Origin of the sequence: Sandaracinus amylolyticus (assembly GCF_021631985.1) — a bacterium.
Classification (GTDB): Bacteria; Myxococcota_A; Polyangia; order Polyangiales; family Sandaracinaceae; genus Sandaracinus; species Sandaracinus amylolyticus_A.
In genome coordinates, this window is record NZ_CP070225.1 from 5,949,440 (window position 1) to 5,971,344 (window position 21,905).

Here is a 21,905-nt window from a genome sequence, read left to right on the forward strand (position 1 = left end):
CTCGCTACCGCACTCCGGCCGAGATCAGGATGCGTGAATAGAACGGAAACGAATCCGAGCCGCGCGACACGGCGATCAGGCTCGCGAGCTCGCCGAAGGGGATATCGGGATCCGCCGAGACGATGAGCGTGCTGGGGTCGCGTGGAAACGCTGCCCGGAGGCGTGACAAGCAGCGCGTCACCGCGAGGAAGTCGGGCCCCGCAGCAGTCCGCCCAGCGGCGACTGCGCGGCCACTCACTCCCTCGCAGGTCCCGTCGTAGCGGAGCTCACCGCGCGCGACGATCACACCCTCGGCGAACACGGTCGCGCTCGTCACGGGCGAGAGAACGCCGCTGCCCGACAGCGGCGGCAGCACGATCGTCAACACGCCGAATTCAGCGCCACGACGAACTGCGAAGCGCAGGTGGCTGCGGTTCGCCTGGCCCGCCGAATACACCACGCGCGCCACCGTCGCGAAGGGCACCTCCGGCTCGATCGAGAGCGTCAGCGTGCGGTGTCCGCCGCGCTCCGCGGCCAGCGCGTCGAGGATGCGCGTGGCCAGGTGTCCGTTCTCGCCACCTTGGATGTCACTCGGCGAGAAGCGCCCGTCGGACAGGGCGAGCAGCGGCGGCGCCGCACCCAGCGACACGTCGCGCATCGTCACGACGAGCGCCGCACCGTCCTCGACATACGGATCGAGCGACAGGGCCTCGACGCTCGGGACACGGAGCCGCGACGGATGAGTCGGTGAGACGTAGACCGGATCGCGCGTGACGGAGTGCACGCAGACCGCGAGCGCGACGACCGCCATCGAGCAGCAGAATGCGAATCCCGCGAAGAGCGCGACCTTCGTCGTCGAGGAAGACCGCGACGCGCCCATCGCGAGCGCGATGCCGAGGACGAATGCTCCGACACCGAGACCCGCCGTCGCCAAGGGCATCTCGATGGCTGTCTCGATCCACGCTGGGAACATCGGTCCCTCCGCGCCGCGATATGTCCGAGGGACGCACCCGCCGCAACGGGCCCCGAGCTCGAGCGAGGCGGTCGCGACTCGACTCCTGACGCAGCCGCATGGCGCCGGCGCGCGAGATCACTCTGCGCGAGCGAGCCAGTCGCGAATCACGTCGGCATCGGCGCGCCACAGGACGCCTTCCGCACCCACGCGTTCCTCGATCAGCGCCGCGAGCGCAGCGCGGAGCTCCGGCTCGTCGGGCACCGCCGGAAGCAGATTCTCTTCGCCCGCGGCAGACCGGAGTCGCCCCGCGATCAGCATCGGGGGCCAGCGACGCGTCTCCAGGTCCGGCGAGCGCAGGGCCTCGAGCATCGTTCTCGTCTCGACCGCCGCCCCGGCCAGCGCGTGCGCGACGCTGGCCCCGCGCAATCGACTTCGCGCCGGCGCGCCGGCGAGGAATGCAATCGCGCTCGCGGTCCCGATCATACCGAGCCCGGACGCCGCTGCTTTGCGCGCATTGCCGTCCTCCATCGTGTTCACCACGTCCACGAGATCGCGCTCGGCATCGGCGCCGGCGATTCGCACCGCAGCTACCGCGGCGTAGTCCTCGCTGAGCAACCGATCGCAGCGTCGCAGGATCTCGATCGACTTCGCGTATCCGGTGCGGTGGCGGACGCGACCCAACAACACGGCTGCGAGCCAGGATGGAGCCTCACCGCGATCGTGGGCGTCGATGACGACGCGAGCGGCGTGCTCGTCGGGCTCGCACTCGTCCAGTCGCGCCACCACGAGCTGGACGTCCATCGAGCGCTTCAGCGCTTCGCGTACGAGCGCAGCCGGATCGCGCAGCGCTCGAATGCGCTCGGCGCGTTCTCGATACGACTCGTGCATGGCGCGGAGTGTTCGGCCGAGCGCGCACGACGTCGAGGATCCCTCGGCTGGGGGCGTTGACTCCGGGTCAGCTACTCGCCTCTACTTTCGCCGCGATGGCGGACGACAAGCTTCGTATCTCCCGGCGCACGGCGCTCCAGGGCATCACTGCGGCGGTCGGCGCGACGGCGCTCGGATGTGGCGGCGGCGAGGACGGCGGCGGCGACGCCGGAGCGCACTTCCCGACCGACGCGGGCAACGGTCAGCGCGACGCGCAGCTGGACGACGCCGCGACGATCGACGCCGGCCCCGGCGATGCCGGACGCCCCGATCCATGCGCCGAGACGAGCTCACTGAGCCCCGCCGAGCTCCTCGCGCCGATCGACACGATCGTCGTCCTCATGATGGAGAACCGCTCGTTCGATCACTACCTCGGCTCGCTGCGGCTGATCGAAGGGCGCGCGATCGACGGCCTGCGGGGCGGTGAGATCAATCCCGCGCCGAGCGGTGATCCCGTCGCGGTCTGGAACCTCACGGACTTCACGCCTGCCGATCCGCCGCACGGATGGGACGCCTGCCACGAGCAGTGGAACATGGGCGCGAACGACGGCTTCGTGCGCGCTCACGAGGGCGCCTCGCAGAACGACGTGATGGGCTATCACGTGCGCGAGCAGCTCCCGATTCTCTATGCGCTCGCCGACTCGGGCGCGATCTGCGAGCGCTGGTTCTGCTCGGTGCTCGGGCCGACCTGGCCGAACCGCTTCTATCTGCACGGCGCGACCTCGAACGGCATTCGCTCCAACCTGCCTGCCGTCGGATACCGCTCGATCTTCCAACAGCTCACGAGCGCGGGAGTCTCGCACGCGAATTACTTCCACGACGTCGCCTGGGCAGTCGGCGGATACGCGAAGCTCACCGGCAACTTCGGCATCGATCGGTTCTTCGAGGACGCCGCGAACGGTGCGCTTCCGAGCTTCTCGATCATCGATCCGCAGTTCTTCGGCGCGGGCGCGAACGACGATCACCCCGACCACGACATCCAGCTCGGACAGGCGCTGATCTCGAGCATCTATTCGGCGCTCGCCGCGAGCCCGCAGTGGAACCGACTGCTCTTCGTGATCACGTACGACGAGCACGGTGGCTTCTACGATCACGTCGCGCCTCCGACGACCACCGACGAACGTGCGGAGTTCCGACAGCTCGGCTTCCGCGTGCCGTCGCTCGTGCTCGGTCCGCACGTCCGGCGCGGATGCGCGATCACCACGACGTTCGACCACGCGTCGGTGCTGCGCACGCTCCAGACCCGCTTCGGGATCGAGCCGCTCAACGAGCGCATGAACGCAGCGAACGATCTCTCGAGCTGCATCCAGCCCTCGCTGATCGCCGCACCGGCCCCGCCGATCACGCTCCCGCGGCTCGCGATCTCGCGCTCGCGGCTGCTCTCGCGTCCTCCGAGCGCGGCGCACGAAGAGCTCGTGGCCGCCCTCCGCGGAGTCCGGATCCCCGCGGGCATGGATCGACGCTCGTCGGGCATCGGCGAAACCGAGCACGTGCTCCGCTGGGGCCACGAGCTCGGCGCGCTCCGCGTGATTCGATAGCTCGCGTGGACGAGCGCGAGTCGGCGGCTCGTCACATCGTGTCGCGCCGGAGCAGGTGCTAGTCGTTCGCCGTGCAGCCCCTGTCTCGGAGATCGCTCCCCGCACGACCGCGCTTGGCGCTCTTGCTCGGTCCGGGCCTGGTCTGGATGGCGCTCGCACAAGGCAGCGGCGAGCTGATCTGGTGGCCGTACATCGTCGCGAAGTACGGCCTCGCGTTCTTGTTCCTGCTGGTCCCTGCGTGTCTCCTGCAGTTCCCAGTCACGTTCGAGATCGCGCGCTACACGCTGCTGACCGGCGAAGGCATCCTCCGCGGCTTCATCCGGCTCCATCGCACGTTCGGCATCGCGCTCTGGGTGCTCTTCACGATCTCGTTCCTGTGGTTCGGCGCGTTCGCGTCGGCGGGCGGGACCGCGATCGCGGCGCTGACCGAGTTCCCGCGCGATTGGTCGCAGAGCGCGCGGAGCCTCTTCTGGGCACAGCTCTCGATCGTCGTGTTCACGATCGCGCTCCTCTGGGCGCGCCGCACCTATCGACTGATCGAGTCGTTCATGAAGATCGTCGCGGCGGTCTCCGTGATCGGAATGGTCGCGGCCTGCCTGCATCCCGCGGTCGGCGCCGCGGCCGGTGAGTTCGTGCGCGGCATCGTGGTCCCGGACTTCGACGCGATGCGCGCCTTCGATCGCGAGGACGCATCGAAGCTCCTGACCGCCGTCGCGTTCGCGGGGCTCGGCGGATTCTGGACGCTCTTCTATTCGTACTGGATGCGCGAGAAGGGCATCGGCATGGCGGCTGGTGATGCGGGCCCCGCCCTCCCCGCGAGCGAGCCCGACGCACCCGCGCGACTCCGTGCCTGGCATCGATATCTCTCGATCGAGAGCCTGACCGGGATCCTCGGCAATCTCTTCACGACGCTGCTCTCGTGCCTGCTCGCGTTCGCGATCCTGCGGCCCCGCGGATTGATGCCCGATCAGTTCGACATCGCCGTCGTGCAGAGCGAGTTCTTCGCGGCGAGCTGGGGCACCGCGGGCCGCTTGCTCTTCCTCGTGATCGCCGGCGCGTTCCTCGCGGACACCTGGCTCGCCACCGTCGACTCGGTCGCGCGCATCCATCTCGACGCGGCGAGCGCGCTCTGGCCGACGTTCGCGAAGCAGGATCAGCAGGTCTGGTATCGACGCATGGTGCTCGCGCTGGCCGTGATCACCTCGATCACGATGTACTTCGATCAGCCGGGCACGCTGATCGTCATCAGCGCGCTGATCGGATTCGGAGGCACCGTGCTCTATTGCGCGGGCCTGGTCGCGCTCAACCACGTGTATCTGCGCGCACAGCTCCCGCGCGAGCTGCGCAGCCGCCCGCTCGCGATCGGCGCGATCGTCTTCGCGACGGTGAGCTATCTGCTCCTCGCGATCGTCTACCTGCTCGTCCGCTACGAAATCGTCTGACCTTCCAGCTCGCGGATCGCTGCGAGCAGGCTCGTCACGTCGACGCGATTGCGGTGATGCATCTTCGTCGTGTCTCGATTGGCCGCACGGATCTGATCGTCGGTCGCAGTCCAGATCTGATCGAGGTGCAGGTGGAACGTGCCCAGCTGCCAGCGCTGCTCGCCGACCCGCCCCTCGGTCGGCACCGCGACACGACGCTCTCCGGGCGCGCTGAAGAGCGGCGCCCACTTCCCGATCCCGTTCCCGTGCTCGAGGCAGAGGAACGTGTGCGGCTGCCGCACGCGTCGGTGGTGCAGGGCCGTGTGGCTCGCACCGGCCCGCGCGAGCAGGTCGGGATCCAACACCAGCGCGAGCCCGGGCGAGAGCTCCTTCTTGCCGAGCGCGTCCAAGGGGCGCGAAGCCTTCGCGCGCGGCGCGAGAACGTCAAGCGCGGCAGTCGTCGGGCCACGCGTCACGGATGCGCGATCACCATCACGGCCGGAGCGCGCTCCAGCGTCGCGTGCACGCAGTGCTCGAGCGTCTCGGGATCCAGCGCGCCGAAGCTCTCGTCCAGCACCAGCACCCGCGCGCTCTGCGCCAGCAGCGCCCGCGCGAGGAACACGCGGCTGCGCTCACCGTGCGAGAGCTGCCAACCACTGTCGCCGACCTGCTGCATCAGACCGGCAGGCATCCGATCGATCAACGGCCCGAGCCCCAATGCGCGACAGACATCCTCCGCGCGCGCCAGATCTGCGTTGCTCGCCGGCCATCGATCACCGAGCAACAGGTTGAACCCCAGCGTGCCCGCGAAGACGTGGTTGTCGTGGAATTGCGGGACCAGCGCGATGCGCCTCCGCCACTCGTCCTCACCGAGCGTCTTCGTGTCGAGCCCTTGGCAGAGCACGAGGCCCGCGCTCGGCTCTCGCACTGCGGCCATCAGCTGCGCGAGCGTGCTCTTTCCGCCGCCCGAGGGCCCCACGCACAAGATCCGGTCCTTCGCGTCGATCCGCAGCGTCGCGTTCTTCAGCGCAGGCTCGAGCCGTCCCTCGTAGCGCAGCGTCGCGCCCCGTACTTCGAGCGTCGCGACGGTCGACTCGTCGGCGCCGTCGGGCCCGATCGCGAGCGAAGGATCTCCAGGGATCGCGCGGGTCTCACCGGCGCGCAGCAGCACGGCGAGCCGATCGGCGCCGATCGCGGCGCGAGCGAGCTGCTCGACGCCGGTGCCCAGCGCAGCGAGCGCGCGTTGCGCGAGCAGCGCGCCGAACACCGCGGTCGCGAGCGACGTCTGGCTCGCACCGACGATGAACGGATGCGCGAGCGCGGCGACCGCGAGCACCAGATATGCGCGTGACAGCGCCCGCACCGGGAGCTCGGCGGCATCACTGCTGCGCGCGAGCGACGTCGCGGCGCCGAGCGCGACGTCCTCCTCTTCGTGCCAACGATCGGAGGGCTCCTGTGCGAGGCGCGTGCGGTGCCCGACCATCCGCTCGACGAGGTCGTGCGTGAGACCGATGCGCGCATCGATCCACGCTCGTCGCCGCCGCATGAAGCGCGCGATCGCGGCCGCACCGATCACGAGCACCACCGCGAGCGCCACGAGCGTCGGATACGCGCCGCCGAGCGCGAGCACGACGGCAGCGACCGAGAGCTCCACGAGCGCGAGCGCCGACGCGACACCACCGTCGAGCGCGAGCGACTCGACCGCCTCCGACTCGAGCACACGCGCGAGGAGCTGGCCGGCGCCCTCGCGCCGAATCGCGTCGCGATCGATGCGCAGCGCGCCCCACAGCAGACGCTGCTTCAAGACTCGCGCGGCGCGGATCGCGAAGCGACCCTGCGCCGTCGCCGCGAGCGCGCGCAACGGAACCCGCGAGAGCGCGAGCAGCGCCGCTGCGGCGAGCCACCCGGGATCGACCCGTCCACCGAGCACGCCGCTCCCGAGCGCGACCCACGCGAGCACGAGCGCGATCGACCCGAGCACGTGCGCGAGCAGCAGCGACACGAGCGGCGACGTCAGGCGCGCCTCGCGGACGAGCGTGCGCAGCGGTGCCGAGGGGTGCGGGCGGATCATGAACGCGCGGCGCACGTGCGCATGCGCGACGAGCTGATCACGGAGCGCGCGGCGTGCGCGCGACCCACTCCGCGCCTTCGCACCGGCCGACTCCAGCAGTCCATCGACGAGCTGATCGCCGAGCGCGTCGAATTCCCGCGCGACGTGCGCCCGCACTTCCTCGAGCGCGAACGTGCTCGTCTCGTGATCGGGCAGGAGCACACGAAGCCGATCGCCCTCGCGTCCCACGACCGCGAGCCACCGATGCTCGTGCTCGTCGATCGACACGATCGCGGGCGCCAGGCTCGCGAGCATCGTCGCGGTCTCCGGATAGCGCGAGTCGATCGACTCCGCATCGACGTGGAGCACGTCCGCGACACGCTCGATCCACCGATCGATCGCCGGCCCGACGAGGCGCGCCCGCGCTGGCACCACGATCCCGTGAGGTACCGGATCGCCAGTAAAACCCGCACGGTTCGCGAGCGCGGCCATCGCCTCGTGCACCCGCTCGATCGGCCACGACGCGCGCTCCAGCGCATCGCTCACGGCGCCGTCTCCTCACGCAGCTCGCCGCGCGAGACCCGGATCCGACGAAAGACGTCCTCGCCCCAGAGCCGATCGGCGAGCGCGACGTCGGCGTCGAAGAGCGCGCGATATCGAGATCCCTCGACCGCGAGCAGCTCGGCCGGCGTCCCGTCCTCGATCACCTCTCCGTCCTCGATCACCAGCACGCGATCGAAGCTCGAGGTGTCGCGCACGTCGTGGGTCACCGCGAGCAACGTCGCGCTCCGGAAGATGCGCCGCGCGTTGTCGGTCAGCGCGCGCCGCGCTTCGCGGTCGAGCCCGCGGAACGGCTCGTCGAGGAGCGCGAGCCGCACGTTCGAGCGCAAGAATGCTCGCGCGGCGCGCACGCGTTGTCCCTCGCCGCCAGAGAGCAGCGCGCCGCCTTCCCCGAGCGCAGCCGCGAGCCCATCGGGCAGACGCTCGAGGATCGGAAGGAGCTGCGCCTCGTCGAGCACGCTCCCCGGCGCGACCGCGGGGTCGTCCGCGCCGTAGCGGAGATTCGCGAGGAGCGATCGATTCCAGAGCTGCACCGCGGGGTCGATCCACGCGACCTCGCGGCGCAGGAGCGCGAGGCGCGTCGCATCGAGCGCGACGCCGTCGACACGCACTTCGCCGTGGATCGGACTGTAGAACCCGAGCAGCGTCGCGAGCAGCGAGCTCTTCCCCGCGCCCGACTGCCCGACGATCGCGACGTGCTGGCCCGGCGCGATCGCGAGATCGACCTCGTGCAGCACCCGATGGCCACCCGCGCGCACCTCGACGTGATCGAGCTCGATCGCGATCGGCCCTCGCGCCGAGCCGCTCGCGACGACCTCGGGCACGGGATCCTCGGGCGCCTCGAGGGGCTCGAGCAACCGCAAGAACGTGCCGCGCACGTGAGGATAGAGACGCGCCGAGAGCGCCACTTGCTCTCCGAACGTCGGAATCGCGAGCGCCCAGTACGCGACGAGCAGCGAGCCCCCGAGCGAGCCTCCGCGCGCGAGATATCCGCCGATCAGCACGATCGCGAGCGCCGCGCCCGAGAGCGCGACGATTGTCTCGACGCGCACTGCCGCGCTCAGCATCGAGCGCGCCGATCGCTGCCACTCGACGAGCAGGCTCTCGTGCTCTCGACGCACCGCGCGCTCGGCGGAGTGCGCGCGCACGGCGGTGATCCCGAGCAATGCGTCGAGGTAGTAACGCGCGATCGCGCCGAGGTGCGTCTGCACGCGGAGCTCGCGCTCCGAGAGCACCGGCACGAACACGAGAGGAAGGACGATCGCGAGCACGGCCGATCCGATCGCGATCGGTGCGCCCGCCGGATCGATCCACACCAGGCCGATCACGGTCGCGATCAGTCCGAAGAACGCCGCGAGCAGCGAGGTGCCGAGCCGCGGGAGCGCCTGGAGCGACGAGAGCGAGTGGCTCCGCTGGGCCATGTCCGATGTGAGCCGGCTCTGGAAGAAACGATCGGGGAGGCGCGGGATCTTCGTCTGCAGCGCGACACGAAGCCGCGCTTCGAGTCGTCGGCCGAGCGTCTGCACCATCGCGGTCTGCGGCAGCTCGAGCGCCATCGTGGTCGCGAGGAGGCCGATCGTCGCGAGCACCGCGCCGATGCGCTGCTCACGCAGCGGAAGCATCGCCCCGAGATCGAGCAGACCTCGCAGCAGCAACGCTTCCACGAGCGCTCCGAGCGCCGCCATCGCGATCGCGATCGTGCACGCCATCGGCGCGACGACTCCGTCCTTCGCCAGCACGCGGACGAGCTCTCGGAGCGCGTTCGGACGTGCCTCGTCGAGCGCGCGACGCAGGACCTCGGACTCCGCCGCGGCCGGCGCCTCGAGCTCGTCCTTCCGCGCCGCGCCGAGCATGCCCTTCGCGCGCAGCACGACCGCCCCCCGCATGATCACGTGCGGCTCGTCGCTCTCGTCGTCGGGCGCGGGATACGCGGTCCACATCCGCTCGGGGATGACGGTCGGATCCTCCGCAGCACGACGGGCGAGCGCGGCGACGATTCCCGACGCCGATCCGCGCTCGAGCTCTCCCGCGGTCGCGAGCGCCGTCGCGACACGCACGGCGGCATCGAGCGCGGCGATGCCCCACGGCCCGGGATCGGCCGAGGCCGTCGCCCACAGCGCGGCCCGCTCCGCGCTCGCGATGCCGATCGACTCCATCCGTCGATCGAGCACGACCGACATCTCTCTCGAGCCTGCGTACTCGCGGAACGCAGCCGCGGGAACCGGCATCCGATGCTGGAAGAGATCGCGCTGGAGCAGCGTGACCGTCGTCCAGCGGCGTCCGGTCGCGGGATCCATCACCTGCACGAAGGGCCCGTGACGGCGATAGATCACGACGAAGTGGGTGAACCCACTCGGGAGCCGCACGATCACGATCGCGGGCAGCGACGCGCTCTCCGGCACGAGCACGTGATCGTAAGGAACGAGCAATTGCTCGGCGTCGAGCCCGAGCGCGCGCGCGACCTCCTCGAGCGTGTCGATCGACGTGCCGTCGACGTCGGTGTGACAGGCCTCGCGCAGTCGCCCGTAGCCCACGTGCACGCCGAAGCCTTCGAGCAGGCACTTCAGGGCCGCAGGACCGCAGTCCATCGACGACGTCTGCACGACCTCGGGCGCGAGCCACCGCATCATCGCGCGCCCTCTCCCATCGATCCGTAGACGTCTCCGTCGAGCGCCTGGCCGACCGCGCGCAACACGAGCTCGAGCGGGCTCACGCGCTCGACGGCCACTTCGACGCTGCCCTCGAGACCGTGGGTGATCGGGATGCAGCTCGGTGCGCGCTGCACGTCGAGCTCGACGCGCACGAGCCCTTCACGCGGCTCGTTGCCCACGCGCGCGACGACGAGCTCGATCATCCCGAATCGCGTCCACGGAAACGCATTCATGCGCATCTGCGCGCGCTGTCCTGGTGAGACCCGACCGAGCGCGCTGCCCGCCGCGAAGTGGCCCACGACGCGCAGCGGACCGTCGGGGACCAGCGCCACCAGACGCTGGCCTTCGGTGACGACCGAGCCCGGCCTCAGCTCCGAGAGCTCGCCGACCGTCCCCGCGACCGGCGCGACGATGCGGCGTCGCGCGAGCTCGACCTCCAGCCGCTGGATCTGCGCTTCTTCCGCCGCGTGCTCTCCCCGCAGGCGCACTCGCTCGCGTCGCAGGCTCTCGAGACGAACGACCGCGTCCGCCGCGCGCGTGCGCGCGTCCGCGGCGATTCGCTGCGTCGCGTGCGCAGCCGCGAGCGCTTGGGACGCGTGCACCTCCGCCTCCACCACGGCACGCGCGAGATCGCGCTCGGAGGTCGCGCCCGCAGATCCGAGACGTGCGATGCGCGCCTGCTCCACGCGCGCCCACCGCGCCTCGGCGTCCGCGCGCTCGCGCTCGGCGTCGGCCTCGGCCACCGCACCGCGCGAGCCACGGCCGATCGCGTCGACGAGCCCTCGCGCCGCGTCGATCTCCTCGTCGATCGCGGCGAGCTGGGCCGCGAGCGCGTCGCGCATGGCGACCGACTCACGCTGCGCGGCGAGGATCTCCGCCGACTCGAGCTCGATCAGGACGTCGCCCGCGACGACTCGCTGACCGAGCTCCACGTGGACGGCGAGAACGCGCTCCGTCAGCGGAGCGCCGACGACGTGCGCCGCGGCAGTCGACTCGATCCGCGAGTCCGTCGAGACGTCCCAGAGCGTCACTCGCGCGAGGTGGGCCCAGGCGGCCCAGACCGCGATCACGAGGCCGATTCCCAGGACGATCAGCGAAGCTCCGCGCGCGTGCTCACCCTCGAGAGAGCGAATCGATCGAGAGAAGTGTGTCGCCAATCGCGCCCGCCCCGGACTGAGTCGCAACCATAGCATCGCGCCCCGCATTGCCAGTCCCACTCTGCTCGTTTCGCACGACCGACTGCCGAAGGACCATTTCACCGCAATCCACCAGACCAGCCGCTCCGACAACCACGTACCAAGAGTACGCACTCAGTCCGTTCACAAGTGGCGCCCTATCGGAACCGCATGCCTGCGGGAAGCGATTCATCGTGCCCGGAGTAGGGAGATCGAATGAACGAGGGCGCGCCGGCGACACAGGGGCTCTCGCCGGGGGCCACGATCGCCGCGAGTCGCCAACCGGCGACGACGTGGCTGCAGCGCATTGCGCGCATCGCGGAGACACGCGAAAAGCGCGTCAGTCGCAGACGCTCCAGGCGAGCTGTAAATCTGATCTCGACTCTCCCTTTCCGAGCGCGACGACCTGAATTGTCGATTGACGACGTCGAGAACCGATTTCAATGTGGACTCGTGACATCGGATAGGCCGCTGTCACCTGAGCAGTAAGAAAGAACGAGAAAGACGATGAACAGCAAGAAGGCGAAGAAGCTCGTGGTCAAGACCGGTCTCCGCGCGGGCGTCGCCCGTCCGATCGTCGTCTGCTGAGTTGATGCGGGCAACGGAGTGCACCCGTTGCCCGCACTCTCTTTTCTCCGACGTCGGGTGCGAGAAGGCGCAGCGGAGCGGAAGGCAGAGCGAGTGGTCACGAACGCGACAATCTCCGACTCCTCCATTCCGCAGCTCGGTGTCGGGCTCCAGTTCAATCCCGAGATCTACGACTGGTTTCCGTTCGCGCGGCATCAGGTCGACGCGTACGAGGTCCTGCTCGACGCGGTCATGGCCCCTCTCGATGGGCGAGTCGTCATGGTTCCCGGAGGCGCCGAACAGCTCGAGTCGCTGGCGAAGCTCGCGCCGCTGGTCGCGCACTCGAACTATGGATGTGATTTCGGCTTCGACCCGCTCGAGGAGACTCCGGCGGTTCGCCGGCACGTCCCGATCGCGCGCCGAATCGCGAGCCCGTGGGTGTCCAATCACTGCTTCTATGCCGACGGCTCGTGGTCGGACATCTGGAGCAGTCCGCTCCAATTCTCGCGAGCGGAAGTGGAACGAGTCGGGCGTCGCGCGCGGGCGCTGAGCGAGCTCTACGGAACCCCGCTCGCACACGAAAATGCCGCGTACTACGTCGCTTGCCCGGGCAGCGAGATGCGCGAGGCCGAGTTCCTCGCGGCGCTGGTCGATCGCGCGGGAACGCACCTTCACCTCGATCTCCACAACGTCTACACGAACTCCGTCAATCATCCGGGGTTCGACGCGTGGGAATATCTCGCGACGATTCCGCTCGATCGCGTCATCGCCATTCACCTGGCGGGCGGCAGCTACCACGACGGCGTCTATCACGACTGGCACGACAGCCCGGTGCCCGAGCCCGTATGGGAGATGCTCCAGCACGTGCTCGAGCACACCCGCGTCGGCGCGGTGTTCCTCGAGTTCCAGGGTCGTGGCCACCACGACGCGACGAGAGTGCTCGACCGCGAGCGCGACCTCGACATGATCCTCGCCGACCTCGCGCGCGCACGGCGCACGTGGGACGCGGCGTACGGGCAGCGCAGCCGTCGAACGACGCGCAGTGGAGCGCAACCGATCGAAGCACGAGAGGTCTGCGGTGGACGCTGAGCTCGTCTGGCGGACCTGGCGGCGAATCCTGCGCGAGCCGGTGCTCCAAGAGAGTCTGTTCTCGGGCGCGTTCGACGCAGGCGCCCACGGCCTCTCGGACGCCGAGGCACGGATCGCCGCCGAGTATGCGGCCCATCGAACGATGACGCGCTGGGCCGTCGAGACCTATCAGTTCCGTCTGGAGCGCGGAGCGCTGTTCGCCTGGGGCACGGGCGCGCCGCTCACGCTGCGCCTCCTCGAGTCGGCGAGAGTCGACACGCGCGAGGTCGCGCGGCGATATCTGCGCTCGGTCGGTCATCGGGACGATGGTCCCTACGTCTATCGATCGTGCGCGGCCCTGCTCGGATATCTTCGGGGCGCGGAGCTGAGCGCCCGGCCGATCGAGCTCGACGACACCATCGCCCTCGAGAGCGCCGTCGTCTCGCTGATCCGAGACCTCGCAGACGCACCGGAGTCGTTGTGGGCCGACGACGCGGAGACGCGCTCGGGCGTGCGCTACGTGCAGTCGGGCACCGGTCGCGTCGTCTCGACGTCTCACGCGATCGCGGCTTGGCTCGCCGAGCCCGAGCTCGTCGCGGCCGACAGCGCAGAGCGAGAGCCCGAGCACTTCCTCGTCTACGTGCCGTCGCTCGAGAGCGACTACGACATCGCCGAGCTCTCGGGCGCCGCGAAGCGGCTGTTCGACGCGTTCGCACAGCCTCGCTCGTACGACGAGGCGAGGTCGTCGCTGCCGGCCGATGACGACGACGAATACGATTCGGCGCTCGAGACGTTCCTGACCCTCGGCGTCGTCCGCGCGGAGGCGATGACATGAAGATCGAGTCGGTCCCGTTCACCACCACGGACCTGCGCACGATCGCGCCGACGGTCCACGCGGGACTCCGCGGAGAGGCGATCTGGCGCACGTTCGAGATGGGAAACGTCCGCGTGCGGCGCGTCGAGTACACGCCCGGCTACGAAGCGGACCACTGGTGCGAACGGGGCCACGTGCTGCACGTGCTCGAAGGCACGCTCGTCACGCACTTGGCCGACGGCCGCGTGATCACGCTGACCGAGGGGATGACCTACGTCGTCGCGGAAGGCGCGGAGCCGCATCGTTCGTGCGCACCGAGCGGCGCCACCCTCTTCGTCGTGGACTAGAGATGAGCACGGACTCGCTCGCCGAGCTGAGGCGACGGATCGACGAGGCCGATCTGGCGCTCCTCGAAGCGCTCGCTGCGCGGCGACGCGCCGTCCTGGCAATTGCCGACGTCAAACGACGGCATGGAATCGCCGTGATCCAGCCCGATCGATTTCTCGCGCTCGTCAATGATCGAATCGCGACCGGACTGAGCCTCGGTCTGTCACCTGCGTTCGTGCAGACGCTCTTCGAGCGGATCCACGAGCAGGCGATCGCAGATCAGCTCGGTGTGGTGTGCAGTGAGGAGAGAGCTTCGAAATGACCCATCGACTCGTCGCAGAGCCGACACCGCACGAGCCGGGCACCACCGCGACCACGGTCGGCGACGGAATCGCCGCGGCCAATGCGTCGTGGACGTTCGGGGCCGACGTGCCCAAGACGTTCAGCGCGCACGTCCGGCGCTCGGTCCCGCTCTACGACGTGGGGCACGACCTCGTCTGTCAGCTGAGCGACTTCTTCGTTCGCAACGAGTCCGTCTGCTACGAGATCGGTGTCTCGGCGGGTGACCTCACGGCGAAGCTCGCGCGGCACAACCGGGCCAAGGATGCGCGCTGGGTCGGCATCGACATCGAGCCCGGGATGATCGAGAAGGCGCGCGAGAACCTGGCCGGCGTTCCCAACGTCTCGCTGCACGTCGCCGATGCGGTGCATTACGACTTCGAGAAGTCCGACTTCATCGTCTCGTATTATTCGCTGCAATTCGTGCCGCCCAAATGGCGCCAGGAAATGCTGACGAAGCTCTACGACTCGCTCAACTGGGGCGGCGCGCTGGTGTTGTTCGAGAAGGTGCGCGCCTGTGACGCGCGCTTCCAGGACATCGCGACCACGCTCTACACCGAGTTCAAGATCCGCCAGCAGTTCGCGCCGGACGAGATCGTCGCGAAGACGCGCAGTCTGAAGGGCGTGCTCGAGCCCTTCTCCACGCAGGGCAACCTCGACCTGCTGCGGCGCGCGGGTTTCACCGACGTGATGTCGATCATGAAGTACGTCTGCTTCGAAGGCTTCGTGGCGATCAAATGAGCGACGGCGCGATCGTCTACGGCACTCGTGAGCACTGGGATCGTGTCGCGGGGGTGCGCGGCGTGGCGTCGACCGACGTCAGCGTGGCTCTGGGGTCGTCGATGCTCGAGGGTCGTTCGCTCGGCCGACGCCGGGTCCTCGACGTCGGCACCGGCAACGGGAATCTGCCCATTCGCGCGGCGCTCGCAGGCGCCCAGGCGCTCGGCATCGACATCACGGAGCCGGGAGTGCGGCTCGCGGCGGCGAACGCCGACAGCAAGCTCGAGGACCCCGACGTGCGCGCGCGCGTCTCGTTCCGCGCGATGGATGCTTCGGCCCTCGATCTGCCCGATCGCTCCGTCGATCTGATCACGGTGCTCAAGACGATCTGGTGTCTGCCCGACATCCCCGCTGCGTGTCGCGAGCTGCGGCGTGTGCTCGCGCCGGGGGGCGACCTCGTCATCCAGCTCTGGGGCTCCGCGGACGACTGCAGTCTGCTCATGGTCGGTGCGTCACTGCTCGCCGAGTACGTGACCGGGATGCACATGCCGGCGGGCTATCGCGGCCCGTTCGGCGTCACGCCGCGGTACATGCGTGGAGTCCTGACGCGCGCAGGATTCACGCGCTTCTCGGTCCGCCGGCACTCGTTCGAGGCCGAATTCAGCTCGCCCGACGAGTACTGGACGCTCGTGCGATCGCTCGCGGGCAGTGCGTATTACGCGCTCACGCTGCTCGGCCCCGAGCAACGCAGTGAGCTCGATGCGCGCCTCTGGGAAGCGCTCGAGCCGGTGCGCGAGGGCGACCACGCGTCGCTCGATCTCGAGTGGCTCGTGCTGACGACTGGATACGACGAGAAGCTCCGCCTCGTGGACGAGCGCTGAAGTCGCCTCCTCGCTGACGTCCGTCGCTGACAGGTGTCATTGACACTCGTCACTGACATCCGCCAGTGTGCGCGTCGGGGGCGGACGAACGTGTCGACGCGCGAGCTGCAGCGGCTCCAGACGCGACAGCGCATCTACGAGCACGCGATCGCGATCTTCCGGCGCGACGGCGTCGCGCCGTGCCGCACCGACGACATCGCGAAGGCCGCAGGGGTCAGCCGCGGCGCGTTCTACTTCCACTTCCCGACGAAGGAGCACGTGCTCCTCGAGCGGATGCGCGAGACCGAGTCGCTGATCTGCGACGCGATCGACGTGCTCCCCGCGGACACACCCGTGGTGCAGGTGCTGGGGACACTGCACGAGGCGCTGGGGCGGATCTGGGAGCCCGATCCGCAGCTCCTTCCCGACGTGGTCGCGGTCGCGCTGCGCTTCACCGCGACGACGATGTCGGATCAGCAGGCGACCGCGCTCCGATCGACCGTCGCAGCGCGCTTTCGCGCCGCGGCCGAGCGCGGAGAGCTCTCGGGTCGGCTCCCGCCCGAGACGCTCGGCGACCTCTACCTCGGGCACATGCTCGCGGGACTGCTCGCTTGGTACGCGAGCCCGGTGCTCCCGGTGCGCAGCGTGCTCGACGCGGTCACCGACCTCTTCTGGAACGGCGCGCGCGCACCGACCTCGGCCGCGCCTCCGCGCGCGACGAAGACGAACGCGAAGAAGAAGAAGAAGAAGGAGCGAAGACGATGACTCGAACGCTCGTCGGATCCCGTGCAGCGACCGCGCGGCGCGAGCCTCCGCGCGTCTCGCGCTGGAGCAGCATCCCCGAGCTGCCGTGGGCGGGCAGCGCGCTCGCGTTCACACGCCGTCCGATCACGTTCCTCGAGCGCGCGCACGCCGAGTGCGCATCGGACATCGTGCGCTTCGGCTATTTCGGCAAGACGCTCTATTCGGTGCGCGGCCGCGAGGCGACCGAGCTCTTCTTCGACAGTGTGAACCTCGACCTCAAAGGCGGCTTCGTCGAGATCTTCGGAGGCCTGCTCCCCAAACGCTTCCTCGGCGAAGAGGACGACGATCTCTACGCGTTCAGCAAGAAGCGCTCGGTGTTCAACTTCGGCGCGTACCTCGACGCAGTGCACGTGAGCACCGACGAGGTCCTGCGCGAGCTCGGCAAGAGCGGCGAGATCGATCTCTTCGAGCTCTCTTCGCAGCTCTCGTTCCGCGCGGCCTCGCGCTTCATGCTGGGCGAGACGATCGCGTCGCCCGGGTTCTTCGCGCGGTGGCGCGAGCTCTTCTTCGCGACGAATCCGGTCGAGTCGCTCGGTCGGTTCCAGTGGAACCTCGTCAATCCGCTGTTCTGGCGAAAACAGAACGAGCTCTTCGCCGAGCTCGAGGCGCTGCTCGCGCGGCTCATCGACGCGAAGGACCCGGTGCCGCCCGGCGAGGAGCGGAGCTTCCTCGAGCTCGCGCTCAATACCGTCTATGCGCGCAAGTCGCGCGAGCAGGCGGTGGCGCACGTCTACATGATGTTCCTCGCCGCGTATCTGAATCCGACGCTCACGCTGGGATGGACGCTCGTCGATCTGCTGCGTCGTGATCGCGAGAACCCCCACCGCTTCTCGGTGCAGGACGAGCTGCGCCGCGCGCATGCACGCCATCCCGACGGTCCTCTGCCGCGCGCTGCGCTCGACGAGCTCTCGATCCTGCAACTCTGCGTGATGGAGACGTTGCGACTGCGCATCCGCGCGGTGAACGTGCGCAAGATCGTGAACGAGCCATTCGTGTTCCGCGGCTGCGAGATCCCGGTGGGCGCGCTCGTCTGCAACTCACCGACGTTCGCGCATCTCGATCCCGAGAGCTACGACGCGCCGCTCGAGCATCGCCCCGAGCGCTGGCTCGGCACCCCGGAGCTCGAGCGCGCGACGATGACCGCGCGATACATGCCGTTCGGGACGTTCGCGCACATCTGCCCGGGCAAGAAGCTGAGCCACGTCTGGCTCAAGGTCGCGATCAGCGAGCTGTTCCGGCGCTTCGACGTCGAGATCGCGGGCTCGATCCCGAACGTGCGCGAGGGGATCATGCCGGTGCTCGCCGATCGCGACGGGCCGTGCATCGCGCGATATCGACGACGCGCCTGAGTCAGATTCGTTGCCCCGCTCGCGTCCCCTGATAAAGACGGGACCGCGCTCGCATGGGAGTCGTCCATCGTGGACGGAATGCGGCGCGGAGGAGGCGCAGATGAAGGGGAGCAGAAGGATGCTGGCGCGCGCGATGGGCGTGCTGCTGGTGCTCGGCATCGCGAGCGGCTGCGGATCGGGTGGCCCAGCGGTCGGCGCGGTGAGCGCCGAGTTGAGCGTGACGACGAGCGGCAGCGTGCGCGACAGCGAGGGCACGCCGATCGCCGACGCACGCATCGACTTCCTACAGGGAGGGATCCCGCAGGGCTCGGTCACGACGGGGCCCGACGGCACGTGGTCTGTCGCGATCGAAGAGGGCACCTACGACGTCGTGATCACGCCGCCGCCCGAGAGCGTGTTCGTCGCGCAGACGCTCTCGGGTCAGGTGATCGCCGAGGGCACGACGTTGCAGATCGTGCTCGTCGCGGCGTCGATGGTGCACTACACGGCGCAGCTGCGCGATCGTGAGGGCGCTCCGCTCGTCGAGCAGTGGGTGTGCCTGGCCGGGCTCGTCACGAGCACGTGTGGGATCACCGATGCGGCGGGCGACGTGCGGCTCGCGGTCTTGCCGGGCAGCTACGATGTCGGGGTCCAGATCGCCGACCGAGCCTCGAGCCCGCTGTTCCCCGAGCACGTGAGCTTCTCGCGGCCGGTGCCGACCCTCACGGCCGACACGACGGAGACGTTCACGATCCAGAACCGCGCGCTCACCGGGATCGTGGTGGATCCCGACGGCAACCCGGTTCCGAACGCGTCGGTCGCGGCCTTCGGAGACGTGGCGATCCCCGACGCGTCGGGTCGGTTCAGCGACTGGGCGCGCACCGACGCATCGGGACGCTTCGCGCTCGGCGTGATGCAGGCCACGGTGGAGCTCCACGTCGCTCCCGAGCCGGGGTCGGGCGTCGCGAGGACACAGATCTGGACCCCGGTCGACGGAGACACCGACATCGTGGTCACGCTGTCGCGGCCGGTGCTCTGGACCGGCCACCTCCGTGATCGTGACGGCGCGGGGATCCCCCGCGTCACCGTATGCCTCCGTGGGTCCAACTCGTCTTGTGGGGCCACCGATGACGCGGGCGACGTGCAACTCGAGGTGGTGCCGGGCAGCTACAGCATCGGGATCGACGGCATCGATGAATTCTCGACGCCGCAGCTGCCGCCGCAGGTGATGCTCACGCTGCCGGGGCCGACGCTGAGCGCCGACACGACGGAGTGGATCACGATCGAGAACCGCGTGATCACGGGCGTGGTGGTCGACGCCGACGGCAACCCGGTCCCGAACGCGAGGCTCGGCGCCACCGGTCACCCGACGATCCCCGACGCGTCCGGGGAGTTCTCCGACGCGGCGAGCACCGATGCGTCGGGGCGCTTCGCGTTGCGCACGCTGCAGGGCGCGCTGGAGATCCGCGTCGAGCCGGAGGTCGGGTCGGTCGCCGGGCCGACGTCGATCTCGATGATCGTCGACGACGATACCGACATCGTGATCACGCTTCCACGGACGGTCGTGTGGACCGGCCAGCTCCGCGATCGACACGGCGCTGCGCTCGTGGGCGCGAACGTGTGTTTGATCGCATCCACCGGGACGTGCGGGTTCACCGATGGCGCGGGCGACGTGCGCCTCGCCGTCGTACCGGGCACCTACAGCGTGTCGATCGACAGCAACGATCCAGCGGCCAATCCTCAGCTGCCCGAGATCACCGTGCTCTCGCTGCCGGGGCCGACGCTGACCGCCGACGCGACGCAGACGATCGTCATCGAGGACCGCGAGCTCGTCGGCGTGGTGCTCGACGTCGACGGCAACCCGGTTCCCAACGCGTCGCTCATCGCCGGCGGCTGGATCACCGTGCCCGACGGATGGGGCTGGTTCCGCGAGACGTCGCAGACCGACGCGTCGGGGCGGTTCGCGATGAGCGCGCTCGAAGGCACGATCGAGGTCCACGTCTCGCCCGATCCCGCGAGCGGGCTCTCGGCGTTCGGCCTCCAGGGCGTCGTCGTGGACGGCGACACGTCGCTGGCGGTGCTGCTCCAGTTCCTGACTGATTCGGTCGAAGCGTCGGTCGGCGCGGGCGAGACCGTGAGCACCGATCACGAAGGCGACGGGGCGGTGCCCGCCGATCCCGTCGAGACGTCGCTCACCTCGCCGGTGCCCGGCACCGTGACGATTCGGGAGGCGCCGATCACCGAGACCGCGCCTCTCGGCTACGCGTTCCTCACGCAGCAGGTGAACGTGACGGCGCCCGCGTCGACCGCGGATGCGCCGCTCGTGATCACGTTCGCGATCGACGGCTCGCGCATCCCGCTCGGTCAGGACGAGACGACGCTGCAGCTCTTCGCGAGCGGCGCGAAGGTGCCGGCGTGCACGGGAGCGCCGGGCGTCGCGGCGCCCGATCCGTGCGTCGCGAGCCGCACGCGCGACGGCGACGACGTGGTGGTCACCGCGCTCACCTCGCACGCGGGCGCGTGGAACGTCGGCGTGCGCCGCATCGGCGATGCCGATCAGGATGGTCTGCTCGACGACGTCGACGTGTGCCCGGCCGACGCCGAGGATCCCGACGGCTTCCTCGACGACGACGGCTGCCCCGATCTCGACGACGACGGCGACGGAGTGCCCGACGCGATCGATCTCTGCGCGCACGAGCCCGAGGATCTCGACGGGTTCGAGGACGACGACGGCTGCGCCGAAGAGGGCCCCGACACCGGTACGAGCTGCGCCGATCTCGACGGAGACGGGCGGGTGACCGTGCGCGACCTGGTCGGCGTCGCGCGCGCGATGGGGAGCTCGCTCGGCGAGCGCCGGTATCGCGACGACGCCGATCTCGATCGCGACGGGGACGTCGACGTGGCCGACCTGCACCTCGTGCGCGCTCAGCGCGGCACGGCGTGCACGTCGTCGCCGTGAGAGACACGAAAGCCCCGCGAGACATCGCGGGGCTTTCTCTTTTTTCCCGGCGATGGGATGTGACTACGGACAGAGGAGGCGGACCGAGCGGATGCGCAGCGTCGAGTCGACGTTCGGGTCGTTGGTCTGATCACCGATCGCAATCGTGCCGTTCGTCGTGTAGCCCGCGCGCGTGAGCACGGGAGCTCCGTCGATCGAGAGCTCCGCGGCGCCGCTCGCGTCCACCGCGAGAACGTACGTGTGATATTCGCCGTTCGTGATCGCGAGGGGTGAAGACGCGGAGTCGTCGGCCCATCCGACCGCGTTCGCGTCGACGTAGATCATCTGTGCTCGCTCGGCCGGAATGCCGAAAAGCGGTGTGAACGAGCCGAGGATCGCCGCGGCGCTGTCCCCCTGGTTGTGAGGAGTCACCGAGTCGATCCGCATCTCGATCTCGAGCCGGTACGGCTCGCCGGGAACGACTGCGCCCGCGCGAGTGAGCAAGAGATGACCGCTCGTGCGCGCGCCGCCGCTCGCCGTGGTGGTCTCGAGCTGCACGTGGTCCGCGCCGTAGGTGAGCGTCGCGGGGTCCCCCATCGCAGTGGTCCAGCCCTGCGAGGCGATGTCGGCGCCGCCCACGAGCAGCGTCGTGGGGCACGTCGCGGCATCGACACTGCCAGCGTCCACGCCCGCATCGGTCGGCTCCTCACCGGCATCGCTCCCGGCGTCGATGTCGGCTGCGTCCGGCGGCGCGACGAATGCGTCGATCGACACGGCCGCGTCCGAGGCCTGCGCATCGACGCCGGCGTCGGTGCTGCTCGACGGGTCGTCGCCACAGCCGAGCAGCACCAGCACGAGCAGAGAGCAGAGTGATCGCATGCCT

Annotated in this window: 18 protein-coding genes; 11 read left to right on the plus strand and 7 right to left on the minus strand. The window is 69.4% G+C overall.

Features of this window, described 5'->3' with window-relative positions; translation table 11 throughout:
* Positions 1-4 precede the first annotated feature (4 nt).
* Together I5071_RS25135 and I5071_RS25140 are read right to left on the minus strand one after the other, a co-directional pair.
* On the minus strand, positions 5-790 hold the full coding sequence (locus I5071_RS25135) for a hypothetical protein (protein ID WP_236515365.1): 786 nt from the start codon (positions 788-790) through the stop codon (positions 5-7).
* Positions 791-1,069: 279 nt separating this feature from the next.
* A complete protein-coding gene (locus I5071_RS25140) occupies positions 1,070-1,822 on the minus strand; it encodes a hypothetical protein (protein WP_236515366.1) in 753 nt (250 codons plus the stop codon).
* A gap of 95 nt (positions 1,823-1,917) precedes the next feature.
* On the opposite strand from I5071_RS25140, the gene I5071_RS25145 reads away from it, so the two are divergent.
* Both I5071_RS25145 and I5071_RS25150 read left to right on the plus strand, forming a co-directional pair.
* Positions 1,918-3,399 (plus strand): alkaline phosphatase family protein, encoded by a 1,482-nt coding sequence (locus I5071_RS25145; protein ID WP_236515367.1) that lies wholly within the window; start codon positions 1,918-1,920, stop codon positions 3,397-3,399.
* A gap of 113 nt (positions 3,400-3,512) precedes the next feature.
* Positions 3,513-4,841: an Nramp family divalent metal transporter gene (locus I5071_RS25150; RefSeq protein ID WP_236515368.1), complete on the plus strand. Its 1,329-nt coding sequence runs from the start codon at positions 3,513-3,515 to the stop codon at positions 4,839-4,841.
* On the opposite strand, the gene I5071_RS25155 is transcribed toward I5071_RS25150, so the two are convergent.
* The 4 genes from I5071_RS25155 to I5071_RS25170 all read right to left on the minus strand — a co-directional run bounded on the left by I5071_RS25155 (position 4,826) and on the right by I5071_RS25170 (position 11,371).
* Positions 4,826-5,230: a hypothetical protein gene (locus tag I5071_RS25155; protein WP_236515369.1), complete on the minus strand. Its 405-nt coding sequence runs from the start codon at positions 5,228-5,230 to the stop codon at positions 4,826-4,828. The two genes, I5071_RS25150 and I5071_RS25155, sit on opposite strands and share 16 nt — an antisense overlap.
* 62 nt (positions 5,231-5,292) lie before the next feature.
* A complete protein-coding gene (locus tag I5071_RS25160) occupies positions 5,293-7,416 on the minus strand; it encodes an ABC transporter ATP-binding protein (RefSeq protein WP_236515370.1) in 2,124 nt (707 codons plus the stop codon).
* Positions 7,413-10,061 carry an ATP-binding cassette domain-containing protein gene (locus tag I5071_RS25165; protein ID WP_236515371.1) on the minus strand — a complete coding sequence of 883 codons (2,649 nt, stop codon included), beginning with the start codon at positions 10,059-10,061 and terminating at the stop codon, positions 7,413-7,415. Before I5071_RS25165 ends, I5071_RS25160 begins: the two co-directional genes overlap by 4 nt.
* Complete coding sequence (locus tag I5071_RS25170; protein ID WP_236515372.1) at positions 10,058-11,371, minus strand: HlyD family secretion protein; 1,314 nt, start codon at positions 11,369-11,371, stop codon at positions 10,058-10,060. Before I5071_RS25170 ends, I5071_RS25165 begins: the two co-directional genes overlap by 4 nt.
* Positions 11,372-11,938: 567 nt before the next feature.
* On the opposite strand from I5071_RS25170, the gene I5071_RS25175 reads away from it, so the two are divergent.
* From I5071_RS25175 to I5071_RS25215, 9 genes are all read left to right on the plus strand, one after another.
* Entirely contained in the window at positions 11,939-12,913 is a 975-nt protein-coding gene (locus I5071_RS25175; RefSeq protein WP_236515373.1) for a DUF692 domain-containing protein, read from the plus strand.
* Positions 12,903-13,727: a hypothetical protein gene (locus I5071_RS25180; protein ID WP_236515374.1), complete on the plus strand. Its 825-nt coding sequence runs from the start codon at positions 12,903-12,905 to the stop codon at positions 13,725-13,727. Before I5071_RS25175 ends, I5071_RS25180 begins: the two co-directional genes overlap by 11 nt.
* Entirely contained in the window at positions 13,724-14,053 is a 330-nt protein-coding gene (locus I5071_RS25185) for a DHCW motif cupin fold protein (protein WP_236515375.1), read from the plus strand. Before I5071_RS25180 ends, I5071_RS25185 begins: the two co-directional genes overlap by 4 nt.
* A gap of 2 nt (positions 14,054-14,055) precedes the next feature.
* Positions 14,056-14,355: a chorismate mutase gene (locus I5071_RS25190; RefSeq protein WP_236515376.1), complete on the plus strand. Its 300-nt coding sequence runs from the start codon at positions 14,056-14,058 to the stop codon at positions 14,353-14,355.
* Complete coding sequence (locus I5071_RS25195) at positions 14,352-15,113, plus strand: methyltransferase domain-containing protein (protein ID WP_236515377.1); 762 nt, start codon at positions 14,352-14,354, stop codon at positions 15,111-15,113. Before I5071_RS25190 ends, I5071_RS25195 begins: the two co-directional genes overlap by 4 nt.
* Positions 15,110-15,973 carry a class I SAM-dependent methyltransferase gene (locus I5071_RS25200; RefSeq protein ID WP_236515378.1) on the plus strand — a complete coding sequence of 288 codons (864 nt, stop codon included), beginning with the start codon at positions 15,110-15,112 and terminating at the stop codon, positions 15,971-15,973. The genes I5071_RS25195 and I5071_RS25200 overlap by 4 nt, the downstream gene beginning before the upstream one ends.
* Positions 15,974-16,063: 90 nt before the next feature.
* The gene (locus tag I5071_RS25205; RefSeq protein ID WP_236515379.1) at positions 16,064-16,717 is read left to right on the plus strand and encodes a TetR/AcrR family transcriptional regulator; all 654 of its coding nucleotides are present in this window, start codon (positions 16,064-16,066) and stop codon (positions 16,715-16,717) included.
* On the plus strand, positions 16,714-18,105 hold the full coding sequence (locus tag I5071_RS25210; RefSeq protein ID WP_236515380.1) for a cytochrome P450: 1,392 nt from the start codon (positions 16,714-16,716) through the stop codon (positions 18,103-18,105). The genes I5071_RS25205 and I5071_RS25210 overlap by 4 nt, the downstream gene beginning before the upstream one ends.
* A 10-nt stretch (positions 18,106-18,115) precedes the next feature.
* Positions 18,116-21,043, plus strand: coding sequence for a carboxypeptidase-like regulatory domain-containing protein (locus I5071_RS25215; protein ID WP_236515381.1), 2,928 nt, complete (start codon positions 18,116-18,118; stop codon positions 21,041-21,043).
* 63 nt (positions 21,044-21,106) lie between these two features.
* Here the strand turns inward: I5071_RS25215 and I5071_RS25220 are convergent, their stop codons facing one another.
* Positions 21,107-21,901 (minus strand): hypothetical protein, encoded by a 795-nt coding sequence (locus tag I5071_RS25220; protein ID WP_236515382.1) that lies wholly within the window; start codon positions 21,899-21,901, stop codon positions 21,107-21,109.
* Positions 21,902-21,905 lie beyond the last annotated feature (4 nt).

What these genes read in the sequence shown, in the direction of transcription:
- I5071_RS25135 (WP_236515365.1), bottom strand. Translation starts at nt 790, where the DNA reads ATGGCGGTCGTCGCGCTCGCGGTCTGCGTGCACTCCGTCACGCGCGAT.
- I5071_RS25140 (WP_236515366.1), bottom strand. Translation starts at nt 1,822, where the DNA reads ATGCACGAGTCGTATCGAGAACGCGCCGAGCGCATTCGAGCGCTGCGC.
- I5071_RS25145 (WP_236515367.1), top strand. Translation starts at nt 1,918, where the DNA reads ATGGCGGACGACAAGCTTCGTATCTCCCGGCGCACGGCGCTCCAGGGC.
- I5071_RS25165 (WP_236515371.1), bottom strand. Translation starts at nt 10,061, where the DNA reads ATGATGCGGTGGCTCGCGCCCGAGGTCGTGCAGACGTCGTCGATGGAC.
- I5071_RS25185 (WP_236515375.1), top strand. Translation starts at nt 13,724, where the DNA reads ATGAAGATCGAGTCGGTCCCGTTCACCACCACGGACCTGCGCACGATC.
- I5071_RS25190 (WP_236515376.1), top strand. Translation starts at nt 14,056, where the DNA reads ATGAGCACGGACTCGCTCGCCGAGCTGAGGCGACGGATCGACGAGGCC.
- I5071_RS25195 (WP_236515377.1), top strand. Translation starts at nt 14,352, where the DNA reads ATGACCCATCGACTCGTCGCAGAGCCGACACCGCACGAGCCGGGCACC.
- I5071_RS25200 (WP_236515378.1), top strand. Translation starts at nt 15,110, where the DNA reads ATGAGCGACGGCGCGATCGTCTACGGCACTCGTGAGCACTGGGATCGT.
- I5071_RS25210 (WP_236515380.1), top strand. Translation starts at nt 16,714, where the DNA reads ATGACTCGAACGCTCGTCGGATCCCGTGCAGCGACCGCGCGGCGCGAG.
- I5071_RS25220 (WP_236515382.1), bottom strand. Translation starts at nt 21,901, where the DNA reads ATGCGATCACTCTGCTCTCTGCTCGTGCTGGTGCTGCTCGGCTGTGGC.